9 protein-coding genes are annotated in these 8,354 nt (G+C 71.5%); 3 read left to right on the forward strand and 6 right to left on the reverse strand.

Annotated elements, in window-relative coordinates:
• Positions 1 to 57: 57 nt before the first annotated feature.
• A complete protein-coding gene (locus tag VIM26_RS22110; protein WP_331955308.1) occupies positions 58 to 1,218 on the reverse strand; it encodes a P-loop NTPase in 1,161 nt (386 codons plus the stop codon).
• A 407-nt stretch (positions 1,219 to 1,625) separates the two neighbouring features.
• Here VIM26_RS22110 and VIM26_RS22115 point away from each other — a divergent pair, with 407 nt between their 5' ends.
• Complete coding sequence (locus VIM26_RS22115) at positions 1,626 to 2,222, forward strand: phosphoribosyltransferase family protein (protein WP_331955310.1); 597 nt, start codon at positions 1,626 to 1,628, stop codon at positions 2,220 to 2,222.
• A gap of 18 nt (positions 2,223 to 2,240) precedes the next feature.
• Here the strand turns inward: VIM26_RS22115 and VIM26_RS22120 are convergent, their stop codons facing one another.
• The 3 genes from VIM26_RS22120 to VIM26_RS22130 all read right to left on the reverse strand — a co-directional run bounded on the left by VIM26_RS22120 (position 2,241) and on the right by VIM26_RS22130 (position 4,575).
• Positions 2,241 to 3,134 (reverse strand): DUF4184 family protein, encoded by an 894-nt coding sequence (locus VIM26_RS22120; protein WP_331955312.1) that lies wholly within the window; start codon positions 3,132 to 3,134, stop codon positions 2,241 to 2,243.
• Positions 3,135 to 3,281: 147 nt separating this feature from the next.
• On the reverse strand, positions 3,282 to 3,869 hold the full coding sequence (locus VIM26_RS22125; RefSeq protein ID WP_331955314.1) for a hypothetical protein: 588 nt from the start codon (positions 3,867 to 3,869) through the stop codon (positions 3,282 to 3,284).
• 88 nt (positions 3,870 to 3,957) lie between these two features.
• Entirely contained in the window at positions 3,958 to 4,575 is a 618-nt protein-coding gene (locus tag VIM26_RS22130; RefSeq protein WP_331955316.1) for a hypothetical protein, read from the reverse strand.
• A 302-nt stretch (positions 4,576 to 4,877) separates the two neighbouring features.
• Here VIM26_RS22130 and VIM26_RS22135 point away from each other — a divergent pair, with 302 nt between their 5' ends.
• Positions 4,878 to 5,642 (forward strand): hypothetical protein, encoded by a 765-nt coding sequence (locus tag VIM26_RS22135; RefSeq protein ID WP_331955318.1) that lies wholly within the window; start codon positions 4,878 to 4,880, stop codon positions 5,640 to 5,642.
• Positions 5,643 to 5,680: 38 nt separating this feature from the next.
• Here the strand turns inward: VIM26_RS22135 and VIM26_RS22140 are convergent, their stop codons facing one another.
• Positions 5,681 to 6,274, reverse strand: coding sequence for a DUF1003 domain-containing protein (locus VIM26_RS22140; RefSeq protein ID WP_331955320.1), 594 nt, complete (start codon positions 6,272 to 6,274; stop codon positions 5,681 to 5,683).
• On the reverse strand, positions 6,267 to 7,574 hold the full coding sequence (locus VIM26_RS22145; RefSeq protein ID WP_331955322.1) for a magnesium transporter MgtE N-terminal domain-containing protein: 1,308 nt from the start codon (positions 7,572 to 7,574) through the stop codon (positions 6,267 to 6,269). Before VIM26_RS22145 ends, VIM26_RS22140 begins: the two co-directional genes overlap by 8 nt.
• Positions 7,575 to 7,652: 78 nt before the next feature.
• Here VIM26_RS22145 and VIM26_RS22150 point away from each other — a divergent pair, with 78 nt between their 5' ends.
• Positions 7,653 to 8,309, forward strand: coding sequence for a general stress protein (locus tag VIM26_RS22150; RefSeq protein ID WP_331955324.1), 657 nt, complete (start codon positions 7,653 to 7,655; stop codon positions 8,307 to 8,309).
• The last annotated feature ends 45 nt before the right edge of the window (positions 8,310 to 8,354 follow it).

Genomic DNA, 8,354 nt, shown 5'->3' on the forward strand with positions numbered 1-8,354 from the left:
ACGTCCTATAGGACGTCAACGCTCGGACGTTGCGCGTGGTGTGGCGCGTTTCAGCGGTCAGCGGGAGACGGGGGAGAGGCCCAGGGGGCGGCCGGCCAGGCCGCGGGAGCGGGTGGCCAGGGTGCGGGCGATGCCGCGCAGCGCCTGGGCGGCGGGGGAGTCGGGGGCGCTCAGGACCACGGGGGTCCCGGCGTCGCCGGCCTCGCGCAGGTTGACGTCCAGCGGCACCTGGGCGAGCAGTGGGACCTCGGTCCCCATGGTCTTGGTGAGGCTCGCCGCGACGGTCGCGCCGCCGCCCGCGCCGAACAGCTCGAGCCGCGAGCCGTCCGGCTGCTCGAGCCAGGACATGTTCTCGATGACGCCGATGACGTGCTGGCGGGTCTGCAGCGCGACCGACCCGGCGCGCTCGGCGACCTCCGAGGCCGCGACCTGCGGGGTGGTGACCACGACGATCTCGGCGGACGGGAGCAGCTGGCCGACGGAGATCGCGATGTCGCCGGTGCCGGGCGGCAGGTCCAGCAGCAGCACGTCGAGGTCGCCCCAGAACACGTCGGTGAGGAACTGCTGCAGCGCGCGGTGCAGCATCGGCCCGCGCCACACGACCGGCTGGCCGGCCGGCACGAACATCCCGATCGAGATCACCTTGACGTCGTGCGCGACCGGCGGCAGCAGCATGTCGTCGACGCGGGTGGGCGGCAGCTCCACGCCCATCATCCGCGGCAGGGAGAAGCCGTAGACGTCCGCGTCCAGGACACCGACCCGAAGGCCGTCGGCGGCCATCGCGGCGGCCAGGTTCGCGGTGACCGTCGACTTGCCGACACCGCCCTTGCCCGAGGCGATCGCGTAGATCCTGGTCAGCGACCCCGGCTTGGAGAACGGGATCTCCGGCTCGGCGACCCCGCCGCGCAGCATCGAGCGCAGCTCCTTGCGCTGCTCGGCGCTCATCACGCCCATCTCGACATTGACGCTGGTGATGCTCTCGACGGCGATCACGGCGGCGGTGATGTCCCTGGTCAGGGTGTCCTTGAGCGGGCAGCCCTGCGTCGTGAGGTCGAGTCCGACGGTCACCAGGGTGCCGCCCGCGCCGTCCGGCCCGACGTCGACCGACCGGACCATGCCGAGCTCGGTGATCGGTCGGCGGATCTCGGGGTCCTGGACCGTCTCGAGCGCCGCGCGGATGGCGTCGGTCAGAGCGGTGGGATCGGCAACAGTCGGCATGCGTCCATGGTAGTTCGCGCAGTCCGGCGGCCGGTTATCGGGGCCGTGCAGCGGTCGGCGCCGGGGCCAGGACTGGCCCGGCGGACCCGGGACTGCGGCGGTCGCGGTGCGGAGGGACGCGCGAGTGACTGGTGGGGCTCCTGGTGCTCATGTGACACCTCAGGGGTCACTCGGTGCAACTCCGTTCCCACGCGCGTCCCTCCGCACCGCGTATCCGCCCGGCCGCGCAGCCGCCGGGGACGGGCCGCGGGCTCGATTGCGAACCGTCAGTGCGGAGCATGGTGCTCATGGGGCCTGTGTGGCGCCCGGGCAGCTCGGCGGGGGCAACTCCAGTCCCACCAGTCCCATGCTCCGCACGGACGGAAAATGACCCGCGTCCCCGAGGCTCACGTTGGCAGGATGGCCAGGTGACGGACCAGAACAAGGCCGCGGCCGAGGCGCGCCGCCGGCGATCGACAGTCGCTCGCCCGATCCGCGAGGAGCTGCTGCGTACCTATCGCTCTCAGGGTGACCGGACTGACGAGAGTCGATGGGCCGACGTGACGGGCTGGTGGCGCGACGCCACGGTGCTTGCGCGCCTCGGGCCGGCGTTGGCGGGCCTCTTCCCCGATTCCGGCCCCACCGTCGTGCTGGGTCCGCAGTCCCGCGGCACGCTGCTCGGCGCGTTGGTCGCAGCGCACCTGGGCGTCGGCCTCATCGAGATCCGCAAGGACGACGGCCCGGCGGCCGACAGCGAGTCCTGGCGCTACCGGACCACCCCGCCGGACTACCGCGACCGACACCTCAGGCTGGGCTTTCCCAAGCGCCTGCTCCCGGCGGGCGAGCGCGTCCTGTTCGTGGACGACTGGATCGACACCGGCGGCCAGGCGCTCGGAGCCCACGGCCTGGTCGAGGACTCTGGTGCGCACTGGATCGGCGCGGCCGTGATCGTCGACGCGTTGACCGAGCCGCGACTGCGGCGGGATCTCGCAGTCAAGTCGCTGCTCCGCAACAAGGAGCTCTAACTCCGGCGCGGGACGGCGCTACCCGGGTGCGACGTCGCGCCGGTCAACCCGTCGGAACGCCGCGGCACAATGCCAGCTCGCAGCGAGGATGACGGTCATGAGGCCGGCGAACGCAATGCCGTGGGTCACCGCAACGACGGCCGCGTCGCGAAGATAGGGGCCACCGCGCACGGTGAGCGGCGCCCAGCTCGCCACCGCGGCGGCCACAACCCCGGCGAGGCCGATCGCAAGCCACGCCCCGGCCGCGACTCGCGTCGACAACCTCGTGGCGGCTTCGGGCAGCTCCGCACCGGTCCTCGGCAATCCCGCGACGGCCGCGGGCTGCTTCGCGCCCGTCCTCGGCAGCTCCGGGGTCGCGCGCAACCCAGCTTCCACCGCCGGCCCGGCAGTCCGCCGCCACCACCGCGCCAGCCATATCGCCACCACCAGCGCGCCGACGACTCCGCTGGCGTACTGCGCCCACTTGTACCCCGGGAACGCACCCTCGCTCGCGATCAGCCAAGCGACTCGTTCGGTCCCCCAGGCGCCCTCGTGGGTGAACGCGTCCCATGCGACGTGGGTCAGCGCCCCGACCGCCAGCGACACGCTCACGACCAGCAGCCCGCGCAGTGACGCCAACCGCGAGCGCAGGCGCCGGACCGCATCGGCAGACAAGCGCTCCCGCAACGACGCCGGCGCCGCGGCGAGCGCGGGCCGCACGAGCAGGCCGTGCCAGACCACGAAGACCGCCAGCCCGAGCAGGACGTCCACGCTCACCACGCCGAGCAGCGAATGCGTCATCGGAGCCCCGACCGGCAGCGGCACGAAGTACGGCAGGTCGGGGGTCATGCTCCCGATCACCAGCGCGGACGCGACCAGCGGCGCCCGCGTGAGCGGAAGGACGGCGGCGATGTGACTCGCGGTGAAGGGCATCCGTCAACGACCAACCCGCATGACGACGACGGCCTGATGTGCATGGCCGGCCACTGTTCGAATGCCCTCTCCAGAACTGCGCATGACTCATCGAAGCACGACGACGTGCGCGTTGGTCCGGTGCGCAATCTCGTGCCGTAGCGCCGTTCACGGCACAGGCGGACGCTCCGCGGCCTCGGGCAACGGGTTCTGCCGGAGGAACCTCTGCGCCCGCCTCACTTCTCGAATCACGAGTGGCGTGCCGACGGCGAAGAGCGCGACATTGAAGCCGGCCACCAGGTTCGTCACCAGGTGATCGCTGTGGGGACTGCTGAGGATCGGCTGAGCAACGGCCGTGAGCGCGACGCCGAGCCACACGAAGAGGAAATGCCGCTGAGCAACGAGAGAATCCGCGAGATCGCGCGCCAGCGGGAGCCGATCCGGATCGGTAACCTGCTGGCCCCGAACCTGTTTCAGCAGTCGCTTGCGTTCCTTGCCCGTGAGGACCGCGGTCGCCGAGCGCCAAGCGGAACCCAATCGCCGGGCTCGCACCGTGCGGACGATTCCGACGGTTTCGAGGGCCAGACCTACGCCGATGAGCGAGATCGCGACGACCGCCCGCCAGGTCGGAACCTCGGACGTGTCCCGAGGCCCCCAGTGGTGGTCGGTCAGGCCGAGAACCAGCGCGAGGACAGCGAGCGGAACGATGGCGCCGGCGACCAGGATCCAGAGCCGGATGACCTTCTGGCGGTGCAACCGGCGCCGAGCACCCTCCGTCGCGACCCCGTCCACGACGCTCTGCGCGTCGCTCCATCGGCGCTCGGACTCAGATCGGTCGGCCTCGCTACCCACGGTCAGCTCCATTCGTCGAGGTCAGGTTCGGGTCGGGATCAAACGACCGCTCATCGCCGTCCTCGATCACCGGCAGCGGGTTCTGTCGGAGAAAGCGCCGCGCACGGCGGACTTCTCGAATCACGAGGGGCGCGCCGACGACGAGCACCGGGAGATCGACCGCCGCAGCGACAATGCTCACGACGTGGCTGTGCTCCGAATTCCTGAGGAACAGCATCGCGACGACGGCCAGCGCCGTGCCGAGGATGGAGAACAGCACGAAGCGCTGATCCACGCGGGACTGCGCGACATCTCGTGCCAGCGAAAGGTGCACCGGATCCGCAGGTTGCTGACCGCGGATCTGCCTGAGCACCTGCTTGCGTTCGTGCCGGGTCAATGACCGGAGCGCCGCGCCCGCGCGCTGCGCGGACTCGATGTGCCTGCCGCGCACCATTCCGGCGACCGCGACGCCGCCGAGAACAAGCGAGATCGCCAGGAGCGCGAACGGCCCAACCGTCCGCCACAGCGGAACAGGCGACGGACGCGGAGCAATGCCGGCGCCGTCGTCGGACCCGGAAACCAGCACGATCACGACCAGGATCGCCGCGAGAATCGCGGAGAGACCGGCCACGACCGCCAGCCCGATGACCGTCCGGCGGCGTGACCGGCGTCGCGCATCCTGCGTCGCGCTCTCGCTACCCACGCATTTCTCCACCCTTCGATCCGAGTTCCGGTCGCACCCGGCCGACGGGGCGGACGACAACAGCGGAAAGGGGAACGACGCGTCGGCTGAGCACGGAGCGTAGGCGCCCCTGCGCGGATCAACGAACGCGCACGTCAGGCCCCCGACCACGCCGCCGGAAGGCCTTGCGCGACTCGCCGCCGAGGAGGATTTTGAAAACCAAGGGGACCCACCGAAACAGGGAGCGCACCATGTCCGTCCCGAGCGCCGACGGCGCCGCACAGCAAGCGAGGGAGAGCCGCAGCGCCCTGGCGGGCCGACCGGACGCCCAGGAGCTGAAGGACCGGTCCGAGGTCATCGATCGGGAGCACGCCGACGCAGCCGCGGCTCCCGTCCCGCCGAAGAAGCTGCGGCCGATGTCGAAGCGGCTCCGGCGGTCCATCGGCGTCTACCTCCTCGTCATCGGCCTTGCGCTGCTCGCGATCATCCCGTGGGCGTGGTCGGTCGCCTCGAACGTCGTCGTCGCGGCGGACGGCGCGACCGTCCGGGCGACGTTCCTCGGCCGGTCGTTCACCCCGACCGCCGAATTCTGCCTGGCGATGATCGTGCTGCTCACGGCGATGATCGGCAGCGTCGTCGTGCTCAGCCTGACCTTCTCCTCACGAGCCGGGCACGAGACGCTCGAGCGCGGGTACCTGTGGTGGTACCTGACCAGGCCGATCAGCTCGGCCGGCCTGGGCCTGCTGTTCTACCTGGCGATCATCGCCGGGTTCTTCGACGCGTCCGGGACCAGCGACCGGCAGGCGCTCACCTATGCGGCCGCAATCGGAGGCCTGTCCGGGCTCTTCACGGACCAGGTGCTCAAGAAGATGCGCGGCATCCTCGGCCTGCTGCCGACCCACACGTCGGCGTCCGACAAGGACGAGGACGCGACCTACGGCGTCGTCGCTGACTCCCTCGACGACCCGACAAGCGAGACGGAACCAGCGCGCACCGAACCGAGACCGACGACCTGACCTCAGCACGGCCTTGACGTCACCCGCGAGCGCCCGCCTTACAACGAGGGGATGTCCTCGCCGCCGGAACTTTCGCCGCCGGAAACCTCGACGCGCGCGTCCCCGCCGCGGGACTTGGACTTTTGTCGCTTCGGCGACCGCGGCTCGGGCGCTCCGGCCCGGTCTGCGACGAGCTCCTCGAGCAGGTTGCGGATCTCCCCGCGGACGAAGTCGCGGGTTGCGAGATCCCCGAGCGCGATGCGCAGCGCGGCCATCTCGCGGGCCACGTACTCGGTGTCGGCGAGGTTGCGCTCCGCGTTCTGGCGGTCCTGCTCGGCGGCGACCCGGTCGCGGTCGGTCTGGCGGTTCTGGGCGAGCAAGATGAGCGGCGCCGAGTAGGACGCCTGGAGCGAGAGGGCGAGTGTGAGCAGCGTGAACCCCAGCGCCTGGGAGTCGAACTGCAGGTTCTTCGGTCCGAGCGAGTTCCACGCGAGCCACGCCGCGCAGAACACCGTCATGTACACGAGGAACGTCGGCGTCCCCATGAATCGGGCGATGCCCTCGGCGATCTTGCCGAACGCGTCCCGCTCGACCTGGATCTTCGGGATCAGCGAGCGCCGGATCTCCTTGGGGGTGTCGAGGCGCTCAGCCACGGTCCGCGCCCCGATCGGGCTCGTCACCCAGGAGGACCGATCCGGTCTCGTGGTCGTCCGCCTCGCGCCAGTCCTCCGGCAGCAGGTGGTCCAGCACGTCGTCGATGCTGACCGCGCCGAGCAGGCGCTTCTCGGCGTCGACGACGGGCAGTGCGAGCAGGTTGTACGCGGCCAGCAGCCGGGTGACGTGCATCAGCGGGGCGTCCGCGGTGACCACGTCGATGTCGGACTCCACCAGCCCGCCGATCGACTCGTGCGGCGCCTCGCGCAGCATGCGCTGCAGATGCACGACGCCGAGGAAGCGTCCGGTCGGCGTCTCGGCGGGCGGCCGCGTGACGAACACCATGGACGCGAGCGCCGGGGTGAGGTCCTGCCGGCGCACGTGCGCGAGCGCCGCCGCGATGGACGTCTCGGGCGGCAGCACGACCGGTTCGGTGGTCATCAGACCACCCGCGGTGTCGTCCTCGTACGCGAGCAGGCGGCGCACGTCGCGCGCATCCTCGGGCTCCATCAGGGCGAGCAGCTCGGCCGCCTCGGCCAGCGGCAGCTCGCCGAGCAGGTCCGCCGCGTCGTCGGGCTGCATCGCCTCGAGGACGTCGGCGGCGCGCCCGCGTTCGAGGGCCGAGAGGATCGCGACCTGGTCGTCCTCGGGGAGCTCCTCCAGGACGTCGGCGAGCCGCTCGTCGTCGAGCGCCCTGGCGACCTCCAGGCGCCGGGTGACGCTCAGGTCGTGCAGCGCGTCGGCGAGGTCCGCGGGCTTCAGGTCGTTGTAGGCGGCGAGCAGCAGCGCGGCACCCTGCGCGCCGGCACCGTGCGCGGCGAGCCCGGTCACCTCTTGGACGTCCACGACGAGCGTCTCGCCGCGGCGGCGCAGCAGCCCGCCCTTGCCCGGCACGTGCCTGCGCACGAAGAGCTGGGTGACGAGCCAGTCGCCGGTCCGCTGCTGCTCCATCGCGAGGTCCTCGATCGACGCGCTGCCGGACCCGTCGACGAAGTCCACGGTCCGGTCCAGCAGCTCGCTGACGGCGAGGGTCTCGAGCGAGCGCTGCTGGAAGCGGCGCATGTTCAGCAGCCCGGTCGAGATGACCTGTCCGGCATCGATGCTGGTCACGCGGGTGAGCGGGAGGAAGACCCGGCGCCGGCCCGGCACCTCGACGACCAGTCCGACCGCGCGCGGGACGCCTTTGGGTCGCAGAAGCAGCACGACGTCGCGCACCCGCCCGACCTGGTCTCCGAGCGGGTCGAAAACCATCGTGCCAGCGAGGCGCGCGACAAAGACGCGTGTCCCTGCGCTGCTCACGCGGTCAGCCTAGTGCCGACGGTCGCCCTGACCGCGCGCGCCTGGCGGGCCGCGCGCCGGGTAGGGGAGGATCGATGCATGTCTTTCACCGGCCGCCCCCGAGTTCCCGCCGTCCCGACCCTGCCCAAGGGCGAGCAGGTCGCGACCTACGAGTCCTACCTCGACGCCCAGCGCGCCGTCGACCACCTCGCCGACAAGGCGTTCCCCGTCCAGCTCGTCACGATCGTGGGCACCGACCTGCGGATGGTCGAGCGGGTGACCGGGCGGCTGACCTACCCGCGGGTCGCGGCGGCCGGACTCGCCTCGGGTGCCTGGTTCGGGCTGTTCGTCGGGCTCCTGCTGCTGATGTTCTCGGGCACCGGATCGGCGAGCTTCCCGCTGATCGCGGCGATCCTGATCGGCGCCGCGTTCGGGATGCTGTTCTCGGTGATCACCTACTCGTTCACCGGCGGCAAGCGGGACTTCACGTCGGCCAGCCAGATCGTCGCAGGGTCGTACTCGGTGCTGTGCGCGACCGAGCAGGCGCACAAGGCCCGCGCGCTGCTGCACGAGATCGGCGGGGTCGTCTCGGGCTGGCCGGGCGCCGCCCCGACGCCGGTCCCGACCCCGACGCCGCCGTCCGACCCGAGCGCCGCCTACCCGACCCCGACGCCGCCGTCGGCCGCGCCGACCGCGCCCCCGGTCAGCCCGCCGTCGGACACCCCGACCCAGCCCCCCGCCCCGCCCCAGTCCTGACGCAGAAAACCCCGCTAACGTCCGAGCGTTGACGTCCTATAGGAC

It is taken from the genome of Pengzhenrongella sp., assembly GCF_036565025.1.
In the GTDB taxonomy this organism is placed as follows: domain Bacteria; phylum Actinomycetota; class Actinomycetes; order Actinomycetales; family Cellulomonadaceae; genus Pengzhenrongella.

What these genes read in the sequence shown, in the direction of transcription:
- VIM26_RS22120 (WP_331955312.1), bottom strand. Translation starts at nt 3,134, where the DNA reads ATGCCCTTCACCGCGAGTCACATCGCCGCCGTCCTTCCGCTCACGCGG.
- VIM26_RS22110 (WP_331955308.1), bottom strand. Translation starts at nt 1,218, where the DNA reads ATGCCGACTGTTGCCGATCCCACCGCTCTGACCGACGCCATCCGCGCG.
- VIM26_RS22135 (WP_331955318.1), top strand. Translation starts at nt 4,878, where the DNA reads ATGTCCGTCCCGAGCGCCGACGGCGCCGCACAGCAAGCGAGGGAGAGC.
- VIM26_RS22150 (WP_331955324.1), top strand. Translation starts at nt 7,653, where the DNA reads ATGTCTTTCACCGGCCGCCCCCGAGTTCCCGCCGTCCCGACCCTGCCC.